Source organism: Pseudoduganella sp. UC29_71, from assembly GCF_042693265.1.
In the GTDB taxonomy this organism is placed as follows: Bacteria; Pseudomonadota; Gammaproteobacteria; order Burkholderiales; family Burkholderiaceae_D; genus Rugamonas.
Genome location: NZ_CP170549.1, coordinates 5,155,659 through 5,177,850 on the forward strand (window position 1 = coordinate 5,155,659; position 22,192 = coordinate 5,177,850).

General features: G+C 66.8%; 19 protein-coding genes. 13 read left to right on the plus strand and 6 right to left on the minus strand.

The genetic code is table 11. The features are described 5' to 3' along the window. Positions 1 to 66 precede the first annotated feature (66 nt). Positions 67 to 1,467 carry a diguanylate cyclase gene (locus ACFJI2_RS22835; protein WP_377702040.1) on the plus strand — a complete coding sequence of 467 codons (1,401 nt, stop codon included), beginning with the start codon at positions 67 to 69 and terminating at the stop codon, positions 1,465 to 1,467. 80 nt (positions 1,468 to 1,547) lie between these two features. Here ACFJI2_RS22835 and ACFJI2_RS22840 read toward each other — a convergent pair whose 3' ends face one another. The 3 genes from ACFJI2_RS22840 to ACFJI2_RS22850 form a co-directional block, all read right to left on the minus strand. Continuing rightward, the gene (locus ACFJI2_RS22840; RefSeq protein ID WP_107874283.1) at positions 1,548 to 2,024 is read right to left on the minus strand and encodes a hypothetical protein; all 477 of its coding nucleotides are present in this window, start codon (positions 2,022 to 2,024) and stop codon (positions 1,548 to 1,550) included. 125 nt (positions 2,025 to 2,149) lie between these two features. Next, positions 2,150 to 3,580: a M64 family metallopeptidase gene (locus tag ACFJI2_RS22845; protein ID WP_377702042.1), complete on the minus strand. Its 1,431-nt coding sequence runs from the start codon at positions 3,578 to 3,580 to the stop codon at positions 2,150 to 2,152. Positions 3,581 to 3,636: 56 nt separating this feature from the next. Then, a complete protein-coding gene (locus ACFJI2_RS22850; protein WP_377702043.1) occupies positions 3,637 to 4,884 on the minus strand; it encodes a cyanophycinase in 1,248 nt (415 codons plus the stop codon). A 115-nt stretch (positions 4,885 to 4,999) separates the two neighbouring features. On the opposite strand from ACFJI2_RS22850, the gene ACFJI2_RS22855 reads away from it, so the two are divergent. Both ACFJI2_RS22855 and ACFJI2_RS22860 read left to right on the plus strand, forming a co-directional pair. Then, positions 5,000 to 6,115: a succinylglutamate desuccinylase/aspartoacylase family protein gene (locus ACFJI2_RS22855; RefSeq protein ID WP_377702044.1), complete on the plus strand. Its 1,116-nt coding sequence runs from the start codon at positions 5,000 to 5,002 to the stop codon at positions 6,113 to 6,115. Between the two features lie 15 nt (positions 6,116 to 6,130). Continuing rightward, positions 6,131 to 7,516 carry a YfcC family protein gene (locus ACFJI2_RS22860; protein ID WP_377702045.1) on the plus strand — a complete coding sequence of 462 codons (1,386 nt, stop codon included), beginning with the start codon at positions 6,131 to 6,133 and terminating at the stop codon, positions 7,514 to 7,516. 107 nt (positions 7,517 to 7,623) lie between these two features. Here the strand turns inward: ACFJI2_RS22860 and ACFJI2_RS22865 are convergent, their stop codons facing one another. Both ACFJI2_RS22865 and ACFJI2_RS22870 read right to left on the minus strand, forming a co-directional pair. Continuing rightward, on the minus strand, positions 7,624 to 8,043 hold the full coding sequence (locus ACFJI2_RS22865) for a GNAT family N-acetyltransferase (protein ID WP_377702046.1): 420 nt from the start codon (positions 8,041 to 8,043) through the stop codon (positions 7,624 to 7,626). Further along, entirely contained in the window at positions 8,040 to 8,657 is a 618-nt protein-coding gene (locus tag ACFJI2_RS22870; RefSeq protein ID WP_377702047.1) for a hypothetical protein, read from the minus strand. The genes ACFJI2_RS22865 and ACFJI2_RS22870 overlap by 4 nt, the downstream gene beginning before the upstream one ends. A 143-nt stretch (positions 8,658 to 8,800) precedes the next feature. On the opposite strand from ACFJI2_RS22870, the gene argH reads away from it, so the two are divergent. After that, entirely contained in the window at positions 8,801 to 10,198 is a 1,398-nt protein-coding gene (gene argH, locus ACFJI2_RS22875) for an argininosuccinate lyase (protein ID WP_377702048.1), read from the plus strand. 52 nt (positions 10,199 to 10,250) lie between these two features. On the opposite strand, the gene ACFJI2_RS22880 is transcribed toward argH, so the two are convergent. Then, positions 10,251 to 10,880, minus strand: coding sequence for a hypothetical protein (locus tag ACFJI2_RS22880; protein WP_132375621.1), 630 nt, complete (start codon positions 10,878 to 10,880; stop codon positions 10,251 to 10,253). 605 nt (positions 10,881 to 11,485) lie between these two features. Between ACFJI2_RS22880 and ACFJI2_RS22885 the strand changes: the two genes are divergently transcribed. The 9 genes from ACFJI2_RS22885 to ACFJI2_RS22925 all read left to right on the plus strand — a co-directional run bounded on the left by ACFJI2_RS22885 (position 11,486) and on the right by ACFJI2_RS22925 (position 22,190). Further along, the gene (locus ACFJI2_RS22885) at positions 11,486 to 14,026 is read left to right on the plus strand and encodes a M4 family metallopeptidase (RefSeq protein ID WP_377702049.1); all 2,541 of its coding nucleotides are present in this window, start codon (positions 11,486 to 11,488) and stop codon (positions 14,024 to 14,026) included. 104 nt (positions 14,027 to 14,130) lie between these two features. Then, positions 14,131 to 15,336 carry a type II secretion system F family protein gene (locus tag ACFJI2_RS22890; protein ID WP_377702050.1) on the plus strand — a complete coding sequence of 402 codons (1,206 nt, stop codon included), beginning with the start codon at positions 14,131 to 14,133 and terminating at the stop codon, positions 15,334 to 15,336. Next, positions 15,333 to 17,012: a GspE/PulE family protein gene (locus ACFJI2_RS22895; RefSeq protein WP_377702051.1), complete on the plus strand. Its 1,680-nt coding sequence runs from the start codon at positions 15,333 to 15,335 to the stop codon at positions 17,010 to 17,012. Before ACFJI2_RS22890 ends, ACFJI2_RS22895 begins: the two co-directional genes overlap by 4 nt. Further along, complete coding sequence (locus ACFJI2_RS22900; RefSeq protein ID WP_377702053.1) at positions 16,999 to 18,027, plus strand: hypothetical protein; 1,029 nt, start codon at positions 16,999 to 17,001, stop codon at positions 18,025 to 18,027. The genes ACFJI2_RS22895 and ACFJI2_RS22900 overlap by 14 nt, the downstream gene beginning before the upstream one ends. Then, on the plus strand, positions 18,024 to 18,578 hold the full coding sequence (locus tag ACFJI2_RS22905) for a hypothetical protein (RefSeq protein ID WP_377702054.1): 555 nt from the start codon (positions 18,024 to 18,026) through the stop codon (positions 18,576 to 18,578). The genes ACFJI2_RS22900 and ACFJI2_RS22905 overlap by 4 nt, the downstream gene beginning before the upstream one ends. Next, positions 18,566 to 19,165, plus strand: coding sequence for a hypothetical protein (locus ACFJI2_RS22910; RefSeq protein WP_377702055.1), 600 nt, complete (start codon positions 18,566 to 18,568; stop codon positions 19,163 to 19,165). The genes ACFJI2_RS22905 and ACFJI2_RS22910 overlap by 13 nt, the downstream gene beginning before the upstream one ends. Then, positions 19,162 to 19,740 (plus strand): hypothetical protein, encoded by a 579-nt coding sequence (locus ACFJI2_RS22915; RefSeq protein ID WP_377702057.1) that lies wholly within the window; start codon positions 19,162 to 19,164, stop codon positions 19,738 to 19,740. The genes ACFJI2_RS22910 and ACFJI2_RS22915 overlap by 4 nt, the downstream gene beginning before the upstream one ends. Next, a complete protein-coding gene (locus ACFJI2_RS22920; protein WP_377702058.1) occupies positions 19,737 to 21,698 on the plus strand; it encodes a secretin N-terminal domain-containing protein in 1,962 nt (653 codons plus the stop codon). The genes ACFJI2_RS22915 and ACFJI2_RS22920 overlap by 4 nt, the downstream gene beginning before the upstream one ends. Then, the gene (locus ACFJI2_RS22925; RefSeq protein ID WP_377702059.1) at positions 21,699 to 22,190 is read left to right on the plus strand and encodes a type II secretion system protein; all 492 of its coding nucleotides are present in this window, start codon (positions 21,699 to 21,701) and stop codon (positions 22,188 to 22,190) included. Positions 22,191 to 22,192 lie beyond the last annotated feature (2 nt).

Genomic DNA, 22,192 nt, shown 5'->3' on the forward strand with positions numbered 1-22,192 from the left:
CTTCCTCCACCCGATTGACTTGGGCTATCCACATGCCCACAATGGTCTGATCGGGTGGAGGACGACATGATCAACAGCCGTTCAGGCTTGGACCTCAAGGATGCGCTGCTGGTCGGCGCGCTCGTCTTCGCCTGCTCCATCTTCGGCATCTACACCGCCCCGCCCGGCGTGCTGGCCGCATTCTGGCCCACCAACGCGGTGCTGGTCGGCCTGCTGCTGCGGCGGCGCCATCCCCCCAACCTGCTGCACTGGCTGGCCGCCGCCGCCGGCTACATGCTGGCCGACCTCTATATGCAGCACGGCTGGCCCAAGAGCGCCATGCTCACCTGCACCAACCTGGTGGGCGTGTGGGTGGCCTACCTGCTGTTCTCGCGCATGGACGCGGACTACCAGAACCTGCGCCACCCGCGCTCCATGCTGCGCTTCGTGCTGGCGGTGGTGTGCGCGGCGGCGGCGGCCGGCGTGGCCGGCATCTTCATCCACCCGGTGCTGTTCGGCGGCAGTCCCGCCTACGGCTTCGCGTTCTGGTTCTCCACCGAACTGGTGAACTACATCGCCATCCTGCCGGTGATGCTCACCTTCCCCGACCTGCCGCGCTGGATGAAGGAACACAAGCGCCGCGCCGACTGGCCCGGCTGGCGGCTGGAGCAGCTCGCGCCGCTGGCCGCCTTCGCCGGCAGCCTGTGGCTGGGCACGCAGCTCGGCGGTCCCGGCGTGATCCCCTACCCCATCCCCGCCATGCTGTGGTGCGCGCTGACCTACAGCCTGTTCGCCACGGCCGGCATCACGCTGTTCTTTTCCATGTGGACGCTGCTGGCCATCTCCAGCGGCACGCTGGTCATCGGCGCCAACTTCGACAGCCAGCAAGCCATCATGAGTTTGCGCGTGGGCGTGACCCTGACCGCGCTGGCGCCGCTGACGGTGGCCAGCGTGATGGTGGCGCGCAGCGAGCTGCTAAGCCGCCTGAAACACGCCGCCGCGCACGATCCGCTGACGCACGTACTGAACCGGGGCGGCTTCATGCAGCGCGCCGGCGACCTGCTGGCCACGCCGCAACTGGCGCGCCGCCCGCTGGCGGTGCTGATGATGGACATCGATTTCTTCAAGAAGGTCAACGACAGCTACGGCCACGCGGCAGGCGACAAGGTGCTGGCCAGTTTCGCCCGCATCGCCGAAGGCTGCTTGCGCGGCGGCGACCTGCTGGGGAGACTGGGAGGGGAAGAATTCGCCGTGCTGCTGCCCGGCTGCAGCGAGCAAGACGCGCGCCTGATCGCGCAGCGCGTGTGCGACGCCTTCGCGCGGCACACGGTGGCGGTGGGCGGCGGCAAACTGCTCAACTCCACGGTCAGCATCGGCGTGCACTGCGCGGCCGGCAGCGGCACGCCGGTCGAAACCATGCTCTCGCACGCCGATACGGCGCTCTACAAAGCCAAGCAATCCGGCCGCAACCGCGTCGAATCCGCATAGAAAAGGGGTCAGGTCCGGCATTACGCCATGCTGGAAAGCATGGCGTAATGCCGGACCTGACCCCGCGGTACTACGAGCGCTTACTTGACCGTCGCGGCTTTCACGTCGGCGGCGGCTTTCGCTTTCACCTCGTTGGTCTTGGCGGCGGCGATGGCTTTTTCTTCGGTCGCTTCAGCCTTTTCCTTGGCGACCTTGGCGTCTGCCTTGGCCTGGGTCTTGTCGACTTTCATGTTGGCGTCGGCCATTTTCTTGTCGGCCTTGGCTTCGGCTTTCACCTTGTCCTCAGGGTCCGCCTTGGCGATTTTTTCTTCGGCCTTGGTGTGGGTCTTTTCGGCTTTGGCGTGGGCTTTGGCGACTTTCTCGTCGGCCTTGGCCTGGGCTTTCGCTACGTCTTGATCGGCAGCGGCATCCTTTTTCATTTCCTTGGCTTCGGCTTTGGCTACCGATTTTTCAGCCTTGGCCTGGGCCTTGGCAACGTCGGCGGCTGGCGCCGGGGTTTGCGCCATGGCGGCGCTAGCGAACAGACCTGCGATCAGGGTAGCAATCAGCTTATTCATGGTATGGACCTTTCAGTAGTTTTCTCGGATGTGCTTGTTTCTTGTCACGTATCCAGAATAAGCTCAGCAGCAATCCCCATCTGTACGCTGGCGCACTAAGTACTCGTATCATTCGTTACCAAACGTTAACGGGGCTTGGACGCGTCCCGCGAGTACAAGTCGATCGTCTCGCTCACCGCTTCGCTGCACACGGCGCAGAACTTCTCGCTGCGGTCGAACATCAGGCACTGCTGCGCGGGCCGGTAGTAGCCGGTGGCTTCGTAGTTGGCGCCTTCGAATGCGCCCACTTCGCCCTTGTGCGGCGCGGCCGAGAACAGCTTGTTGGTCCACGCCAGGTCTTCCTTGAACAGCGCGCTCATTTCGGACTCGGGACGGTTGGCCTTGCGCAGCGCGGCGCGGGTCTTCTGGTATTCGCGCGAATGGGTTTCGTATTCGGCCTTCGGCCACGGCGTGGGCAGCGGCGTGGCGGGGTTCACCAGGTGCTTCCATTTCAGCTTGGACGGGTCGCGCAGCGCGGTGGCGTTGGGCTCCCACGGTTCGACGCGCTCGCCGCTGGACTGGTAGGCCACCGGCGAGGTGTAGTACTCGTCCGCCAGGCCGGCGAAGTGGTGGCCGAATTCGTGCACGAACAGGTAGTTGGCCCAGTCGCTGTTGGCTGCGGCGGTGCTGAACTGGCCGTAGATGCCGCCGCCGCCGTAGGTGTCGTTGTTGACCAGGATTTCAATGAATTCGTAGGGCGCGTGCTGGGCGATGTCGCGCAGCGCGCGGTTGTCCAGCGCCAGCACGTAGCGCTCGCTGCCGAAAATGTCGTAGCGCGTGCCCAGCGGCGACGCGTGGTGCACGCCGGTCGAGGGGCGCGACACGCCGGATTCCTGGGTCGGCACGGCCAGGCCCCAGACGTTGAAGTCCCTGGCGCGCTCCTTGAACGGGGACACGCTGAACAGGTAGTCGGCCAGGCGGCGCGCGGTGGCTTCGAACTTGGCCGTGTCGGCCTTGGTGTAGCCGTCGCCCAGGATCAGCAGGTCCACCTTGTCCGGCGACGGACCGCTGACGCGGATCGGGATCGGCTTGGCCGGCGCCGGCTCCTGCTTGCGCACCACGTCCTGCGCATCGGTGTCCACTTCCACGCTCCACACCACGGAAAAGGCGTTGCGCTCGTCGCGCTTGAGGATGCGCACTTTCACCGGGCGGTCCGGCTTGGGAAAGCGCACCGATTCCTGGAAACCCCGGCTCATCTTTTGCGCTTCCTCGGTGCTGCGCCATTCGCCGAAGATGGTGGAGAAGCCGCGCGAGTACAGCAGGTCGCCTGTCCTGGCGTCCACCACTTCCACGCGGTTCACGCCACGGTCCGTGTCGTCCAGGTTGCGCGACAGCTTGCCGGGCCATGGCAGCGGCTCGATCACCACGCGGTCCATGGCGTACTGCTCGTTCAGGGCGTTGCCGGTGTGGAGGTAGTCGAGGCGCACCGTGGCGGGCGGCGCTGCGGCAAAGGCGGAGGAAGACAGGGCAAGCGCCGCGCCGAGCAATACAGCGCGGGCCTTGGTGGTGAGGGTCATGGCGGGTCCTTGTACCGGGTTGTGTGCCCGGTATTCTAAGGCAGGCCCCGCCAAATTTAGTTCTTGTATTTGTACAGCGGACGTTGCACTTCTATGGGGCGGATATCGAGCCGCAGGTTCAGGATGGAATACGCATCCACCACCGACGACAGGTAGCCCGTGCTTTCCGGCGTCTTGGAGAAGCGGAACTCGAAGCCGATCTCCGGCGCGGTGCCGCGCGGGTCGCCGCTGGCGATGCCGATGGCGTCCTGCTGGTCGCTGTCGATCAGCTTTTCCATCAGGTCCACCACGGCGCTGTTGCCCAGGATGTCGTTGCTGTAGACCGCGCCGCGCCGCACCGGGCGCGTGTTGTCCAGCCGCCCGTCGGCCTTGTCCGGCGCCGGCGTGAAGGTCTGGGTGGCGATGTTGAACTTGTCGCCCCGGTCCAGGTAGCTGATCAGGATGTTGCTGACGTTGAAGGCGCTCGATTCGGAATCCATGGTGGCGCGCGACAGGTCCAGCAGCATGGCGCCGCGGTAGCCGATGATTTCCACCTCGCGCTTGGCGTTCACCACCATGGCGCTGTTCTCGTCGATGCCCAGGCCGAGCTGGTAGCCCTTCTTCAGCATGGCCGGGATCATGCGCGCGAAGCGGCCGCGTATCAGCAGGTGCTGGTCGACGAAGATGTCGTCGCCGATGAAGCCCAGGCCGGGGGCGATGTCCTTGCCGTCGGCCACGCCTTCCTGCAGCGTGGCCAGCACGCGGCGCGCGTCGTAGAACATGGTGCTGCTCATGATGGCCGCGCCGGCGCTGGTGCCGGCGATGACGCCGCCGCGCCGGTAGATGTCCCAGATCGCGTCCAGCGCCGCGGTGCGGGTGCCGTCCGCGCGCACCAGCGCCTGCGTGATGCGGCCCTGGTCGCCGCCGGCGAAGTACACGCCGTCGGCGCGCCGCACGCGGTCGGCCAGGGTCATGTCGTCGGCCGCCTTGCGGTAGTCGCTATTGGCCAGCTTGACGGCGATCGGCACCAGGAAGGGGTCGGCGCCGTAGCGCTTGAGGTAGCCGATGATGGCCTGGCCGGAGCGTTCCGGCGTGCCGGCGGCAGAGGGGAAGACGGCGATGCGGGCGCCCTTGCCGCCCGCCAGTTGCACGATGCGTTGCCAGATGTCGGCGTTGTCGCCGCGCAGGCCGCCGCCGATGATGACCAGCGACCCCTTGGGCTGGGCCGGTTCGGCCGCGTGCGCGTGCGTGTGGACGCCGATGATGGCGTACCAAAGCAGAGAAACGCGGCCTATGCTATGAATCAAAGTCTTGAGTACACCCATATCCTGTCCGTTTTACAGAGAAATTGCGGCGGAAGCGCCCGAAACGGTGCCTCCTGCTTGCAAATATACATCAAATGCGCATAATCCCTCGATACCAAACCAACGGGCTTTCCCCATGCGTACCCTAAAACATCCCATCTCGGCGCCCCAGAGCAGCGCCCAGTTCGAATTGACCAGCTACCACTACGGCAAGCCCGGCACCGGCAAGAAGGTCTACATCCAGGCCGCGCTGCATGCGGACGAAGTGCCCGGCATGCTGGTAGCGCAATTCCTGCGCAAGCGGCTGGACGCGCTGGATGCGGCGGGCCAGGTGCGGGGCGAGATCATCCTGGTGCCGGCGGCCAATCCCATCGGCCTGTCGCAAGCCATCCACGGCGCGCCGTTCGGCCGCTTCGACCTGACCACGGGCGTGAACTTCAACCGCGCCTACAAGCACGTGGCCGACGAGCTGAAAACCAAACTGGACGGCAAGCTGGGACCGGACGCGCACGCCAACGTGCGCACCATCCGCGAGCATGCGCTGGCTTCGGTGGCCGCCTGGCAGCCCAAGTCGGACGGCGAGGCGCACAAGAAGCTGCTGCTGGAAATGGCCATCGACGCGGACATCGTGCTGGACCTGCATTGCGATAACGAAGCCGTGCTGCACATCTACGCCGGCACGCCGCTGGCGGACGCCATCGCCCCGCTGGCGCGCCTGATGGGCGCGCACGCGGTGCTGCTGGCCCTGGCGGCCGGCGGCGAGCCGTTCGACGAGGCATGCAGCCGCCTGTGGTGGGATTTGCAAGCGCACTTCCCCGAGGTGCCGATTCCGCCGGCCTGCCTGTCCACCACCGTGGAGCTGCGCGGCGAAATGGACGTGAGCTACGAGCTGGCGCAGCAGGACGCGGACGCGCTGGTGCGCTTCCTGGCGCACGCCGGCGTGCTCGACGCGGAAGTGGGCCAGCTGCCCGCGCCGCTGTGCGAGGCCACGCCGCTGGAAGGCGTGGAACCCATCCTGGCGCCGCATGCCGGCATCCTGGTCTACAAGCGCGAGATGGGCGAGCGGCTCAAGGCGGGCGACGCGGTGGCGGACGTGATCGACGCGGCCAACGGCACCGTCACGCCGGTATGCTGCACGGTGGACGGCGTGCTCTTTGCGCGCACCGCGCACCGCCACGTGCTGCGCGGCTGGAACATCGGCAAAATCGCGGGCGCCACCGCGTTCCGCTCGGGCGACCTGCTCAGCCAATAACACAACAAGGCCGCTATGAAACTGCGCATCCCGAATACCTACGTCCTCGTCTTCGCCATCCTGGCGCTGATCGCCCTGGCCACCTGGCTGATCCCCGGCGGCAAATACGACACCCACCTGGTCAACGGCAAGCAGCTGATCAACCCGGCCACCTTCCACTACATCGACAGCAAGCCGCAGGGCTTCACGGCGCTGATGATGGCGCCCATCAAGGGCTTCGCCGAAGCGGGCCTGATCATCGGCTTCATCCTTATCGTGGGCGGCACCTTCCAGGTGCTGCACAAGACCGAGGCCATCGACGCCATGATCAAGTCCATCGCCAAGGCGCACACGCATTCGCCCTTTGTGCGGGCCGCGCTGATCCCGGTGTTCATCACGCTGTTCTCGCTGGGCGGGGCCACCTTCGGCATGAACGAGGAGGCGATACCGTTCATCCTCATCTTCGTGCCGCTGGCGCTCGCGCTGGGCTACGACACCATCACCGGCGTGTCGATTCCCTTCCTTGGCTCGCAGGTGGGCTTCGGGGCGGCCTTCCTCAACCCGTTCAACGTCGGCATCGCGCAGGGCATCGCCGGCATCCCGGTGTTCTCGGGCATGAGCTACCGCCTGATCTGCTGGGTGGTGGCCACCGCCATCACCGCCGCCTTCATGATGTGGTACGCGGCGCGCATCAAGCGCAATCCGGAGCTGAGCCCGACCTATGTGCTGGACCAGGCCAAGCGCAAGGAAAGCCATCTGGACCTGAACGACTTCGCCGGCATGACGCTCAAGCACAAGGTGGTGCTGTGGATTTTCGCCGCTTCGCTGCTGGGCATGGTGATCGGCGTGGTGAAGTTCGACTGGTACATCGAGCAGATCGCGGCGCTGTTCATGACCATGGGCATCGTCATCGGCCTGATCGGCGGACTCGATTCGGACGAACTGGTGGGCGCCTTCATCCAGGGCGCGAAGGACCTGGTGGGCACGGCGCTGGTGATCGCGCTGGCGCGCGGCACCATGATCCTGGCGCGCGACGCCAACATCATCGACACCATGCTGCATGGCCTGCTGCCGCTGGTGCAATCGTCCAGCCCCGTGTTCGCGGCGCAGAAGATGTTCGGCATCCAGACCGTGATCAACTTCTTCATCCACTCCGGCACCGGCCAGGCTTCGCTGACCATGCCCATCATGGCGCCGCTGGCGGACCTGGTGGGCGTGACGCGCCAGACGGCGGTGCTGGCCTTCCAGTTCGGCGAGCTGACCACGCCGATGATCCCCACCTCCGGCATCACCGTGGGCGTGCTGGCCCTGGCCCGCATCCCCTGGATCACCTGGGCCAAGTGGATGGTGCCGCTGCAGCTGATCTACGCGGTGATGGCGCTGCTGCTGCTGATTCCGCCTTGCCTGATGCATTGGCAGTGATGGCGGGTTACGGCTTCGCCTAACCCGCCCTACGGCCCCCTCGCAACCTCGCAACCTCGTAGGGCGGGTCAGCGCGGAGCGCGTAACCCGCCAAGCCGGCCCGCGACTCACCCCTGCAGGTAGACGTCCGGGAAATAGCGCTCCATCAAGGTCTGCGGGCGCTGCGGGGGCGCGAAGCCGAAGCGGGCGTACAGGCCGTGCGCGTCGCCGGTAGCCAGCGTGAAGCGGCGCAGGCCTTGCAGCTCGGGATGCGCCATGACGGCCTCCATCAGGCGTTTGCTGTGCCCCAGGCCCCGGTGCTCGGGCAGCACGAACACGTCCACCAGGTTGGCGAACGTGGCCCCGTCCGTGATCACGCGGGCGAAGGCGATCTGCTTGCCGTCCTCGTAGCCGCCGAAGCACAGCGAATTGGCGATGGCTTTTTCCAGCAGCGCCAGCGGCATGCCCACCGCCCAGGTGGAACGCTCGCTGAGAAAACCGTGAATCAGGGGTATGTCGAGTGCCGCCTGGTCGGTACTGATGTTCAATGCTTGCCTTTCAAATAGCGTTCAGGCAGCGGATACTTTTCGGTTTCGGCTTGCCATACGAGGGACTGTATCCACCAGCGCTGGCCGTCGTTCACCAGCTGGATGCTGTTCATGCCGCGCTGGAAAGGCTTGGCCTCGTCCGGCGCGCGGCGCGATTCGTAGGTGCTGAACACATGGGCGATCTGGCCGAACGTGTCGGTGCTGCGCGCCAGTTCGGACTCGTAGAAGCCTTCCTTGGCGAATACCGGCGTCACGCGCGAAATGTACTCGGAGACGCTGAGCACGCGGGTGGTGACCTCGCCGTTCTTGTTCGCGCCGTGCACCACCATGCGGCCGTCGTGCGCGAACAGGCTGCGCAGGCGCTCCCAGTCGCGCGGGGCGCCGGCGGCGCCGGAGATGGTGCCGTACAGCGCGGACAGGATGCCGTCCAGCGTCTTCAGCTCGGGCGCGATGGCCTGGGCGGCGCTGTCGTCGGCCGGCGCGGCTGCGGTTGCCGGCGCGGCTGCGGTTGCCGGCGCGGCGGCGGCGCCGGTTTCCCCGGCCGTGGCTGCCGCGCAGCACAGCGCACCGGCCATCAAAACGCACATCAAGCTGGCTTTGGCTGGCTGTTTCATGGTCTGTTCTCCCCGATTTTCATGGTGCCATCATCGGCGATTTCCGCCTTGCTGTCACGCCCGCGGCGGCCCGGAATCGGTGGGAAGGCCCAACCTTGTTTATAATCGTCGCTAATCCGCACGCCCACCCTCTTATAAAAATCATGACTGATCAATTCTCCAAGAAGGGCGAAGCCTGGTCCGCTCGCTTCTCCGAACCGGTTTCCGACCTCGTCAAACGCTATACCGCCTCTGTATTTTTTGACAACCGCCTGGCGAAAGCCGACATCGAAGGCTCGCTGGCGCACGCCGGCATGCTGGCCGCGCAAAAGATCATCACGGCGGCCGACCTGGCCGACATCCAGCGCGGCATGGCGCAGATCAGCCAGGAAATCGAAGCGGGCAAGTTTGAATGGCTGCTGGACCTGGAAGACGTCCACCTGAACATCGAGAAGCGCCTGACCGAGCTGGTAGGCGACGCCGGCAAGCGCCTGCACACCGGCCGTTCGCGCAACGACCAGGTGGCCACCGATATCCGCCTGTACGTGCGCTCGGCTATCGACGACGTGACCGCCCTGCTGAACCAGCTGCGCGGCGCACTGACCGACCTGGCCGAAAAACACGCCGACACCATCCTGCCGGGCTTCACCCACATGCAGGTGGCGCAGCCGATCACCTTCGGCCACCACATGCTGGCCTACGTTGAAATGTTCGGCCGCGATGCCGAACGCATGGCCGACTGCCGCAAGCGCGTAAACCGCCTGCCGCTGGGCGCCGCCGCGCTGGCCGGCACCACCTTCCCGATCGACCGCCTGCAAGTGGCCAAGACGCTGGGCTTCGACGACGTGTGCCACAACTCGCTGGACGCCGTGTCGGACCGCGACTTCGCCATCGAATTCACCGCCGCCGCCTCGCTGATCATGACGCACGTCTCGCGCATGTCCGAAGAGCTGATCATCTGGATGAGTCCACGCGTGGGCTTCATCGACATCGCGGACCGCTTCTGCACCGGCTCGTCCATCATGCCGCAGAAGAAAAACCCGGACGTGCCCGAACTGGCGCGCGGCAAGACCGGCCGCGTGTACGGCCACCTGATGGGCCTGTTGACCCTGATGAAAGGCCAGCCGCTGGCCTACAACAAGGACAACCAGGAAGACAAGGAACCGCTGTTCGACACCGTGGACACGCTGATGGACACGCTGCGCATCTTCGCCGACATGGCCGGCGGCATTACCGTCAAGCCGGAAGCGATGCGCGCGGCGGCCCTGCAAGGCTACGCCACCGCCACCGACCTGGCCGACTACCTGGTGAAGAAAGGCCTGCCGTTCCGCGACGCGCACGAAGCCGTGGCGCATGCGGTGCGCGCCTGCGTGGACCTGGGTATCGATCTGTCGGAAATGTCGCTGGAGCAGCTGCAAGCGTTCTCCAAGCTGATCGAGCAGGACATCTTCCAGGTGCTGACGCTGGAAGGCTCCGTGGCCGCGCGCGACCATGTGGGCGGCACCGCGCCGAACCAGGTGCGCAAAGCCATCGCCCGCGTGCGCGGACAGCTGGCGGGGTAAGCGCCCGTCACGGCGGGTTAGCACGCAGTGCGTAACCCGCCAAGCGCCGCCATCACTGCGCCACCAGGCGCGACAGCACCGCAATCGCAGCGCCGGTCTGGCGCTGCTCCAGCAGTATCGTCAGCTCGGTGTGGGTGCAGATCATGTTCACCAGATTGATCTTGTCCCACGCCAGCTTCTTCAGGATGCCGTGGTAGATGCCCGGCATGTTGAACGTCTCCGGGTCCAGGTGCAAGGTCACCGCGTTCAGGTTCTCCAGCCGCGCCAACTGGCGCTCCGTGACGAACACTTCGTCGATCACGCTGGTGAGCGGCCGGCTGCACACCACCATCACCTCGTGAATGCCGCGCGTGACCGACACGAACGCGCCCTGCTGCGGCGCGGCCATGGCCAGCAGCTGGCGGTGGCACTCATAGGTATTCTCCGAATAGCGGAAGGTGTACATGGTCAGGTCGGTGCGGGTGGTCAGCTCGCCCGTCTTGCGCGCCAGCGACAGCTCGCCGTGCGCGGCCGCCTCCTGCTGCGGCAGGCGCTCGGCCACGCGCCGCAGCGCCATCACCACGGCCGCCTGCCCGACCGGCTTCCACAGGTCCGTTTCCAGCTGCGGCTGCAGCTGCCGCGCCAGTTCCGACAGGTTGATCAATCCGCGCCCCAGGCCTTCGGTAAGGAAGGGCGATTCCATGACGATCCGCTCAACTTTGGTAGATATAGAGAGCATAGTAAACAAAGAAAAAAGCTGTCCCTGCGAACCTGGCCACGGGTGGGCGAAGGCGCGCGATGGCACCGCGGAAGCCGGGTTGCGGCGGGCAGTGTACGGATGTGCTGGGGGCGGCGGCGTGGCCCGGCTTGGCCCTATGAAGGCTGGGGTGGCGCTGTGCGTGTGGTCATGTTCTCGTTCCCTGTAGTTCCCGGTGCGCGTCGTTTTTGTGGGTCAGGCCCTGCGCTTTGTGCTTCTAGTGTAGATCGCAACATTAAGAAATTGCAACCCGAGCGTGCTGAAGAATTGGGCAATGTGTCGCGTACGGCACGAAAATAGAGTGTTACGTCTATTCCGTTGCGCGTAACACACAGTATCGTCCTGAAACCCACCTATCGTGCGCCACTGCCGGCGTTTTTGTAGCCTATCCCCGGCGCGGGGCAAGGGCAATTTTGTCTCATTTTTAACATTTCCCGTCCTTGCGACTCATTTTCCAAGTTTTTTGACTTGCCGCCTCGGCAAGGAATAGTGTCGCTGCGCTGGCCCGCCAAAAGCACTGCCAGAACACTAACGCACACCTTGGAGAGAAGATGAATCTACGTAAGAACATGCTTGCCGCATCCATCGCCGCCCTGCCGATGATGCTCGCCGCCCAGGCCTACGCGGCCGGTCCGCAAATGATGGCTGCGCCAGTGGCGCAGGCCTCTCCACAAGAGAGCGCCGGCCTGGCAGCCAAACTGGCCAAGCGCCCCAGCTCGGCCGGCCTGGGCATGCAGCACGGCTTCGCCATCGGCGCCCAGCACCCCGGCGTGGCCGGCACCAAGATCACGCGCGCCCAGCACACCTTCAACGGCCTGCGCGTGTTCGGTTCCGAATCCGTGGTCGTCACCGACGCGGCCGACAACATCGTCAGCGAATCCGTGTCCGACCGCCGCGCCGGCCTGAACGCGCCGCGCGGCGTGGCCGCCAACGGCAGCCGCACCGGCGCGCCGGACCTGGCGCCGGCGCTGAGCAGCGCCGACGCCATCGCCGCCGTGGTCAAGAGCGTGGCGCCGAACGGCGTGCACCGCTGGGCGCCGCAAGCCGAACTGCTGATCTACCCGGTAATGAAATCGGTGCGCGTGGCCTCGGCCCTGAACAAGGCCGAATCGGCGCTGAACGCGACCGACCTGGAAGAGGTGGTGGACCGCTACGAGCTGGCCTACCTGGTGAAAACCCGCATGGCCGACAGCCGCAAGCGCGTGCTGTACCACGACACCGTGGTCAACGCCAAGACCGGCGCCGTGATCGCCCAGTGGGAAGCGCTGCAGACCGTGGTCGGCACCGGCAACAGCCAGTACAACGGCGCCGTGCCGATCAACACCACGCTGTCGGGCAGCACCTACCAGATGAAGGACGCCACGCGCGGCGTGGGCGGCAGCTTCGGCGGCATGGCCATCACCAACGCCAACCACGCGCCGGAATCGAATCCCACCCCGGGCACCATCTACACCAACAGCAGCAACACCTGGGGCGACGGCCAGCAGTACATCAGCGGCGGCAGCACCACCAACGCCAACGGCCAGACCGCGGCCGTTAACGCGATGTGGGGCCTGATGAACACCTACGACACCATGAAGAACACCATGGGCTGGCAGTCGCTGGACGGTAACAACACCGCCACCTACATCGCCGTCCACGTCGACAACAACTACGACAACGCCTTCTTCGACCCGAACTGCAAATGCATGTATATCGGCGACGGCGACACGTCCTTCAACAACCTGGGCTCGATCGACGTGATCGGCCACGAGATGGGCCACGGCGTGATCGACGCCACCTCCAACCTGACCTACGCGGGCGAGTCGGGCGGGCTGAATGAGTCGGGCGCCGACATTGCCGGCGAAATGACCGAAGCCTACGCCCGCGCAGGCGGCACCGGCAGCGTGATCCCGGCCACCGGCAACGACTGGGTGATGGGCAAAGAAATCTCGAAGAGCGGCCAGCCGCTGCGCTGGATGTACAAGCCGAGCAAGGACGGCAGCAGCCCGAACGCGTGGAGCAGCACGCTGAAGAACCTGAACGTGCACTACAGCAGCGGCCCGAACAACCGCATGTTCTACTTCCTGTCGCAAGGCTCGAACTCCACCTCCAGCAGCGACTACTACAGCTCCTACCTGACCAAGCAGCCGCTGGCCATGACCGGCATCGGCAACGACAAGGCCTACCGCATCTGGTTCAAGGCCGTGACCACCAAGTTCACCTCGTCCACCAACTACGCCGACGCGCGCACCAAGATGATCACGGCGGCCGAGGAACTGTACGGCGTGGGCAGCAAGGAAGCGACCGCCGTCAAGCGCGCCTACGCGGCCATCAACGTCGGCCTGGACGTGGACGAAGTGGCCGGCGGCGGCGTCACCATTGGCACCCAGCCGGGCAGCATCACGGTCGCCCCGGGCGCCACCGCGTCGTTCTCCGTGAGCGCCAGCGGCGGCACCGCGCCGTACGTGTACAAGTGGTACCGCAACAACGCGCTGATCTCCGGCGCCACTTCGCCGACCTACTCGTTCACCGCGCAAAGCACCGACAACGGCGCCGTGTTCAAGGCCACCGTGACCGATTCCTCGTCGCCGGCAGTGACGGCCACGTCGAGCAACGCCACGCTGACCGTATCTACCACGGGCGGCGTCGAACGCGTGACCAACGGCGGCTTCGAGTCCAGCACCACCGGCTGGGCGGGCACCACCGGCGTGATCGGCTCCTTCAGCGGCCAGACTGCGTTCGAAGGCACCCGCTTCGCCTGGCTGGGCGGCAACGGCACCACCGCCACCGAAACGCTGACGCAAGCCGTGGCAATCCCATCGACCGCCACCGCGGCCACGCTGAACTTCGCGCTGCACATCGACACCGCTGAAACGACCACCACCACCGCCTACGACAAGCTGACGGTGACGGTGAAAAACAGCAGCGGCGCGGTGCTCGGCACGCTGGCCACTTACTCCAACCTGAACAAGGCCACCGGCTACCAGACCCGCACCTTCAACCTGCTGCCGTACAAAGGCCAGACGGTGACGCTGTCGTTCGCCATGACCGAAGACTCGTCGGCCCAGACCTCGTTCGTGCTGGACAAGGTCAGCCTGGTCACCCAGTAAGCGCAGCACCCCAGCCAGGCTGAGCCGCATTCGGGGTCTGACCCCGAATGCGGCTCAGCTCGGCTTTTTTCAAGTACCTGCGGGAAAGATAGTGAAGGGCGGTAATGCAGTTCCAGATACAGGTGCAGCGCGCCGCCGGCGCCGCTGGCCGACAGACCATCGCAATAGACGCATCAAGCGAATCGGAAGCGGTACGCCTCGCGCTGCGCCAGGGCTGGCGCGTGCTGGCCGTGGGCGGCACGCAGGCCGCCGGGGCTGCGTCGCCGCCGCCCTCCTCGCGCGCGCAGCCATTCCCGCTGCTGCAATTCAGCCAGGAGCTGCTCGCCCTGCTGGAGGCGGGCCTGAACCTGAGCGAAGCCATCGCCACCCTGTATAACAAGGAGGCGCGCGGCAGCGCCAAGGCCACGCTGGCCGGCATCCGGCTCGCGCTGCAGCAGGGCAAAAGCTTTTCCGACACGCTGGCCGGTTTTCCGGCCATCTTCCCCGATATTTATGTCTCCACCGTGCACGTGGCCGAACGTTCCGGCAACCTGCCGGAGGCGCTGGCGCGCTATGTGGCCTACCAGTTGCAGTTCGACGCCATCCGCAAGAAGCTGGTCTCGGCCGCCATCTACCCGGTGATGCTGCTGTGCGTGGGGACGCTGGTCACGCTGTTCCTGCTCGGCTACGTGGTGCCGAAGTTCAGCGTGGTGTACGAAAGTTCCGGCCGCGAGATCCCGTGGATGTCGCAGATGCTGCTGGCCTTCGGCCGCCAGCTGGCCGCCCATCCCTGGCTGTGCCTGGGCGCGCTGCTGGGCGCGGCCGGCGGCGCCGTGTTCGCCGCCACCAACACCGCCGCGCGCGGCGCCCTGCTGCTGCAGGTGCTGCGCCTGCCGCTGCTGGCCGCCAAGGCCGCCGAATTCCGCCTGGCGCGCTTCTACCGCGCCCTCAGCCTGCTGCTGCACGCGGGCATCCCGCTACCGAAAGCGCTGGCCATGGTGTCGGCCATGCTTCTGCCGGAGCAGCAGCATGCCCTGGCGCAGGCGCGCCGCGCCGTGCAGGAAGGGCAGCCCTTTTCCACCGCGCTGGAGCGGCAGGGACTGGCCACGCCGGTGGCGCAGTCGCTGCTCAAGGTGGGCGAGAACACCGGCCGCCTGGGCGACATGCTGGAGCGCTCGGCTAAGTTCCACGACGAGGAATTCGCGCGCTGGGTGGACTGGGCCTCGCGCCTGCTGGAGCCGCTGCTGATGACGCTGATCGGCGTGGTGATCGGCGGCGTGGTGGTGCTGATGTATATGCCGATCTTTGAACTCGCAGGGAGCCTGACATGAACGCACGCGCACCGTCGCCGCCGGCCGTCACGCCCGAGCTGCTGCGCACAGCCTGCGCCGCCGCGCAGTCCCAGGGCCGGCCGCAGCTGGCAGTGCTGGAAGAGATGGCAGGCCTGGCGCCGGACGAATTCACGCGCCAGCTGGCGGCGCTGTTCTGCTATCCGGCCTGGCCCATGGCCGGCCTGCAGGCGGCCAAGCCGGCCTACTCGCTGCTGCCCTACACCGACTGCGCACAGCGCGAATGCGTGCTGATGGAAGGCGCCGCGGCGCCGGTGCTGGTGATCGCCAATCCCTTCGCGGACGACGTGCTGCAATGGGCGGCCTACTCGGTGGACGCCGCCTTCACGGTGGTGCTGGCGCACCCGGACGACCTGGCCGCTTACCTGGCGCAGCAGGAATCCGTGCAGCAGGCCATGGCCGGCATGAGCGAGGACGCCGCCGGCGACGCGGACCTGGACCAGACCATCGAGGACATCTCGCTGATCCGCATCAGCGAGGACAGCAGCCCGGTGGTCAAGCTGGTCAACTCCACCATCTACGATGCGCTCAAGTTCCAGGCCAGCGACATTCACCTGGAATGCGACGTGGCCAGCCTGGTCATCAAGTACCGCGTGGACGGGGTGCTGGTGCAGGCCGGCCAGGTGCAGGGCCTGCAGATGGCCGAGCAGATCATCTCGCGCATCAAGGTGCTGGCGGACCTGGACATCGCCGAGCGCCGCGTGCCGCAGGACGGCCGCTTCAAGGTGCGCGTGAAGGGCAGCGAGATCGACTTCCGCGTCTCCATCATGCCGAATATCTTCGGCGAGGACGCGGTGCTGCGCCTGCTGGACCGGCGCGCGCTGACCGCCGCCGCAGCGGCGCTGCGCCTGGAGAGCCTGGGCCTGAACGCGGACGCCATCGTGCAGATCCGCCGGCTGGCAGCCAAGCCGCACGGCATGCTGCTGGTGACCGGCCCCACCGGCTCGGGCAAGACCACCACGCTGTATGCAGCCATCACCGAGATCAACACGGGGCGCGACAAGATCGTCACCATCGAGGACCCGGTGGAATACCGGCTGCCGCGCGTGCTGCAGATCCCCGTCAACGAGAAGAAGGGCCTGACCTTCGCGCGCGGCCTGCGTTCCATCTTGCGGCACGACCCGGACAAGATCCTGATCGGCGAAATCCGCGACGATGAAACCGCGCAGATCGCGGTGCAGGCGTCGCTGACGGGCCACCTGGTGTTCACCACCGTGCACGCCAACAATGTGTTCGACGTGGTGGGCCGATTCCTGCACATGGGCGTGGATCCGTACAGCTTTGCGGCGGCGCTGAACGGCATCGTGGCCCAGCGCCTGCTGCGCCTGAACTGCGAGCACTGCGCGGTGGACGTGCCGCCCGACCCGCAGGACCTGCGCGACAGCGGCCTCACCGAGCAGGCGGTGCAGGGATGGCGCTTCAGGGCCGGCGCCGGCTGCGGCCATTGCCGGGGTACCGGCTACAAAGGCCGCAAGGCCGTGGCCGAGGTGCTGATGCTGAACGACGCCATGCGCGAAATGATCTGCACCCGCGCGCCGGTCAGCCGCATGAAGGAAGAAGCCGCACAGAACGGATTCCGGCTGGCGCGCGTAGCCGCGCTGGAACTGGTGCGGCTGGGGGAAACCACGCTGACGGAGCTCAATCGTGTCACTTATTAAATACTTCGCCGCGCTGCTGCCCGCGCGCCGCACGCTGCATGTCCATCTCGCGCCGCAAAGCCTGCTGGCCGTGGTGCGCCATGGCGGCCGCATCGTGGAGGGGGGCGCGCTGCACATCGCTTTCGCCAATCCAGCCGGACAATGGCAAGCTCCTCTCGCCGCCCTGCGCGCGCTGCTCGCCCAGCCCGACTGCGCCTACGCGTCCGACACGCTGGCCGCTGCCGGAAACGATGCGCATTGTGCAGCGCCCGCGCATGCGGCCGACCGGATGCCGCTTGCCGCACCGGCCGCCGAATACGGCGTCGCCGTCCGCGCGGCGCTGGCGGAGCACTCGCCGCTGCACGTCAGCCTGTCCGGCCGCTGGTGCCAGATGCTGGTGGCGCCATGGAGCGATGCGCTGCTGTCCGAACGCGGCGCCGCACACTTGCTGGAAATGCAGCTTGCCGCCGTCTACGGCGACGCCGCACGCGGCTGGACCGTCAAAGGCGACGACGCGCCGTACGGCCAGCCGCGCCTTGTCTGCGGCATCACTACCGGATTGCTAGATGCGCTGCACGCACTGGCCGCCGAACACGGCACGCGCTGCGCCGCCATCGAGCCGCTGGCCAGCACGGTCTGCGCATCGCTCGCCGCGAACAGGCCCGACGCCATCGCCATCATTGAACCGTGGCGCATCACCATGGCCGCGCTGGCGAAAGGCCGCATCAGCGCCGTGCAGTCGCAACCATGCAGCCCGGCGTGGCACGCCGAACTCGCGTTAGCCTGGCAGCGCTGGAGCCTGCGCGCTCCCGAACTGGCGGCCGTCACAGACGTCGCGGTAATCGACCTGAGCGGCCAGCCCGCAGGGCTCGCGGCAGCACATCTCCCAGCGCTATTCTGGCTGGCCGCTTCGCCGTTCGGCGGTGGCGCCGGCCTGCCGCCCGCCGCCCGTGCCAGGACCGGCCCCGGTGGCAAGCTGCCACTATCAATCGTCCCCGCAGCCAAAACGAGCGGCGGTGCGAAGGAGGCCGCATGACGGTCACGCGCGTCTCCTTCGTCCCAGCAGCGCCGCCGCTGAACGGCTGGCGCCTGGCGCTGCTCGCTGCGGGCCTCATCGCCCTGCTCCCGTCTTCCATGCGCTGGCTGCAGCAGGCAAACGAAGTCCGGCGCCTGGAGACGCAACTGGCCAAGGCGCAGCCGCGCCGCGCGCCCCAGCCGGCGCTCACGCCCACCCAGCAGCGCGAACAGGACCAGCAGACCAAGGCTGCCGCCGAAGCCGTGCGCCAGCTCAACCTGCCCGTGGCGCGCCTGCTGAAAACCCTGCAAGCGCCCGCCGACCTGCACGTCGCCCTGCTCGGCCTCGACCTGAACGGCCAGCCCGCGCAAGACGCGGACGCCGCCCATGTTCCCTCCGGCTCCCTCAAGATCGCCGCCGAAGCGGAAACCGCGCAAGACATGCTGAGCTACCTGGCCTTCCTGAACCAGCAGCAGATGTTCCGCTCCGTCTACCTGGTCAAGCACGAGATGGCCGGCGGCGCGGCTGACCAGTCATACCGATTCCAGCTGGAGGCCCAATGGCGGCAATGAAATCCGGCGCCGCGCTGCAACGCATGCTGCCCGCCACGGCAGGCCCGCGCCTGGCCTGGGAATGCAAACGCCTGTGGCGCAAGACCGGCCGCGCCGCTCGCGCGGGCGCCGTCGCCCTCGCGGCCGCCCTGCTGGCGCAATGGCACACCACCGGCATGCACGAACGCGAACTGGCCCTGCGCCAGCAGCTCGCCGCAGCCACACGCGTCGCGACACAGCCGCAAGCGCCCATCCCCACGGCAGCCGACGGCCTGAGCGCTTTCTACGCCTACCTGCCCGCGCACGACGCCATCCCCGCGCAGCTGCAAACGCTGGTCGACATCGCCGGGAAGCACAAGGTGCCGCTGGCCAAAGCTGAGTACAAAGCCCAGTCCGAGCCGCGCGCAGGCTTCATGCACTACCAGGTGACCCTTCCCGTAAAGGCCGGATACGCAAGCGTGCAAGCCTTCATGCTGGAAGCGCTGCAAGCCATGCCCACGCTCACGCTGGACAGCGTGGCATTCAAGCGCGAGCGCGCCGACAGCGGCGAAACCGAAGCCCGCATCCAGTTCGTGCTGCTGGTGCGCAAGGCGGAGGACGCGCGATGAGGAAGCTGATACTGGGCGGCGCCGCCGCAACCCTGCTCGCCGCGTGGTTTGCGCCGGACGACGAAGGCATGATCGTCGCCCCCGCCGCCGCCACGCCGCGCCCGGCCTACGACGCTACCGCCACCGCCAACAACGCCGTCATTGCGGCCCAAATCGCCGCCGCCAAGGTCGCAGCTAGCGCCGCCATTGCGATCGAGCTGCAAATCCAGCGCCGCGTGGCCGACGAAGACCCGGGCAACCTGTTCTCCAGCACCGGCTGGCAAGCCCCTTCCCCGCTCAAGCCCGCCGCCGCCCGCGCCCAGCAAGACCAGCAGGGCCAGCAAACCGGCTCCGGCGCAGCCGCAGGCGCCTCGGCGGGTGGTCCGCCTCCGCTGCCGTTCCAGTTCATGGGCCGCTTCATCGACGACGGCAAGACTGCCTACTTCCTGCAAGTGGAAGACCGCAACGTCGTCGCCCGCGTGGGCGAAAAACTCGGCGACAACTACCAGCTCGACGCCGCCGCGAACGGCACGCTGACCTTCACCTATCTGCCGCTCAACCTGAAACAAACCTTAGCCGTAGGGGACACGAATTGAACCACTCCGCCGCCAAACGCCTGCACATCCTGGCGCTAAGCGTGCTGCTCGCCGCCTGCGCCAGCAGCCAGACCTACAACGAAGGCAACGCGCTGCTGGATGCAGGCCAGACCGAACAAGGCCTGGCCAGGCTCGAAGAGGCCGTGCGCGAAGATCCCCACAACGCCCAATACCGCATCACGCTCCTGAGCCGCAAGACCGGCCTGGTCAACAGCCTGAACGCCCGCGCCGACGCCCAGCGCGCGCAAGGCGGGGACGCCGCCGCCGCGCAGGCGGACAGCCTGTACCAGCAGGCGCTCGGCATCGATCCCAACAACGCCATCGCGCGCCAGGGCCAGGCTGCGCTGGCGCAGGAGCGCCGCTACCGCCAAACCGTGGCTGAAGCCGAGGCGCTGACCCGGCGCGGCGGCGACGCCAGCCTGGCAGCGGCGATGGAACTGCTGCGCCCCGTGCTGCAGGAGCGCCCCGACCAGCGCGACGCCCTGCGCCTCAAGGCCCGCATCGCCGGCGAACAAGGCCGCCAGAAGCCCGCCGGCCGCCTGGCCGCCGCCTACCGCAAGCCGGTCACGCTGGAATTCCGCGACGCCCCGCTGCGCTCCGTGTTCGACTTTATCGGCAAGGTCTCCGGCCTGAACTTCGCCTTCGACAAGGAAGTCGATCCCGGCCTGCGCGCCACCATCTCCGTGCGCGACGCCAGCATCGAGGAGGCCATTTCCATGCTGCTCGGCGCCAACCAGCTCGAACAAAGCGTCACCGGCGACCGCTCCATCACCATCTATCCCAACACCGCGCAGAAGGTGAAGGACTACCAGCAACTGGTGGTGCGCACCTTCTTCATCACCAACGCGGACGTGAAGCAGGTGGCCTTCACGCTGAAAACCTTGCTCAAGGCGCGCGACATCGTGACCGACGAACGGGTGGGCATCATCATCATGCGCGACACGCCGGAGCTGATCCGCATGGCCGAGCGCATCATCGCCGTGCAGGACGTGGCCGATCCGGAAGTGGTGCTGGAAGTGGAAGTACTGGAGGTGAAGCGCACCCGCCTGCAGGAGCTGGGCGTGCGCTGGCCTGAACAGGCCAAGCTCAGTGTCGGCAGCGCGGCCAGCAGCGTAGGCGGCTTGAAACTGGCCGACCTGCGCCGCGTGAGCAGCGAGACCACCAACCTGGAACTGGGCTCGGTAGTCATCAACGCGCTCAAGACGGACACCGACAGCAACATCCTCGCCAACCCGCGCATCCGCGTGCGCAACAAGGACAAGGCCAAGGTGCTGATCGGCGACCGGGTGCCGGTCATCACGGTCACCACCAACAACGGCGTCAGTTCGGACAGCGTGAACTACATCGACGTGGGCCTGAAGCTGGACGTGGAGCCGAACGTCTACCTGGACGACGAGGTGGCCATCAAGGTCAACCTGGAAGTGAGCAATGTGGTGAAGGACGTGACCAGCAAGTCCGGCACGCAGGCTTACCAGATCGGCACGCGCAGCGCCTCCACCGTGCTGCGCCTGCGCGACGGTGAGACGCAAATGCTGGCGGGGCTGATCAGCGACGAAGACCGCAGCACCGGCAACAAGGTGCCCGGCATCGGCGAACTGCCCATGCTGAACCGCCTGTTCGGCAGCCAGAAGGACGACCGATCTCGCAGCGAGATCGTGCTGTCCATTACGCCGCGCCTGGTGCGCGCGATCCGCAGGCCGGAGCTGAGCGAGGCCGAGTTCCTGTCGGGGACCGAGTCCAATATCGGCGGGCGCGGTCCGATGGGCGGCGGCGATGGCGGCGCAGGCAGCGCACAGGCAGCGCTGCCTGCGCCGTCAGAACCCGCCCCGCCGCCGCCGCGCAACTCCCCCATGACAGGCGCCGACGACAACCAGGGCAGCGCCTTTGCCCAGCCATCCAGCTCGGCCAAACCCGAGCCGGCGGGGCCGGTGCCGAACGTCCCTAAAAAGGGCCAATAGATGCAAGCCCGCGCACCGCGCGCCGCCCAGCGCGGCTTTACCTTCATCGAACTGATGATCACGCTCGCCATCATGGCCACGCTGGCCGCCGTGGCGGTGCCCATGGTGCAAGTGGGCGTGCAGCGCGAACGCGAGCACCAGCTGCGCGCCGCCCTGCTGGAAATCCGCGAGGCCATCGACGCGTACAAGCGCGCCGCCGACAACGGCAGCATCAAGCTGAACATCGGCGACTCCGGCTTTCCCAAAAAACTCGAAGAGCTGGTGGACGGCGTGCCCGACCAGCGCAGCCCGCGCAAGCAGAACATCTACTTCCTGCGCCGCCTGCCGCGCGACCCGTTCGCGCCGGCCAGCGTCTCCAGCGCCGCCGCCACCTGGAACAAGCGCGCCTACAACTCGCCGCCCGACAATCCCACCGAAGGCGAGGACGTATTCGACATCTCCTCTCGTTCGGACAAGCTTGGCCTGAACGGCATCCCCCTCAAGACATGGTAACG